This is a genomic window from Brevundimonas sp. UBA2416, assembly GCF_002343105.1.
GTDB lineage: Bacteria > Pseudomonadota > Alphaproteobacteria > Caulobacterales > Caulobacteraceae > Brevundimonas.
This window is the reverse complement of the sequence record NZ_DDRM01000002.1, coordinates 33,634-34,197: the sequence shown is the minus strand read 5'-3', so window position 1 is coordinate 34,197 and position 564 is coordinate 33,634. Positions and strand designations below refer to the sequence as shown.

The 564-nt window shown below is 66.5% G+C and carries 2 protein-coding genes; both read right to left on the bottom strand.

Features of this window, described 5'->3' with window-relative positions:
- Positions 1–416 (bottom strand): NADH-quinone oxidoreductase subunit H (locus tag B3E43_RS00355; protein WP_292025845.1); only part of this gene is annotated, 416 nt, incomplete at its 3' end.
- Positions 417–420: 4 nt separating this feature from the next.
- Positions 421–564, bottom strand: a 144-nt coding sequence (locus B3E43_RS16145) for a hypothetical protein (RefSeq protein WP_414631326.1), incomplete at its 5' end; no start/stop codon positions are given.

Sequence of the window (564 nt, the reverse complement as noted above, 5' to 3'; positions counted from 1 at the left end):
GCCCAGGCGATGAAGGCCAGGATGAAGGTCAGCAGCGGCGCCAGCAGGAACACCACCTTGTCGGCGCCCGCCGGGACGATGATTTCCTTGAGCACGAATTTGAAGAAGTCCGCGAACGACTGCAGCAGGCCGAACGGCCCGACCACATTGGGTCCTTTGCGCATCTGCACCCCGGCCCAGATCTTCCGGTCGGCCAGCAGCAGGAAGGCGAGCGAGATCAGGATGCCGACGGTGACCAGCAGGATGCCGCCGGCGGTGATCAGCAGCCAGCCGACAGGGCTGGTCCAGAAGCTCGGCGGAATCAGGCCCCAGAGCCAGACGGCCAGAAACCCGAGACCGGCGGCGATGGCCAGACCGACGACGGTCAGGAAGATCGTCGCCAGCGGGTTCGAGCGATGGGTCACGACGTCGGTCATCGCCTTACTCCGCCGCCATCGCGACCGGGGCGATCCGCAGGGCGGACAGCTCGGCCATGGTCACGCTGGCGCGCGTGATCGGGTTGTTCAGATAGGGGTCGCGCACCGCCGAAACGAAGCTCGTGTCGCCCAGATCGCCCTTCTTGCC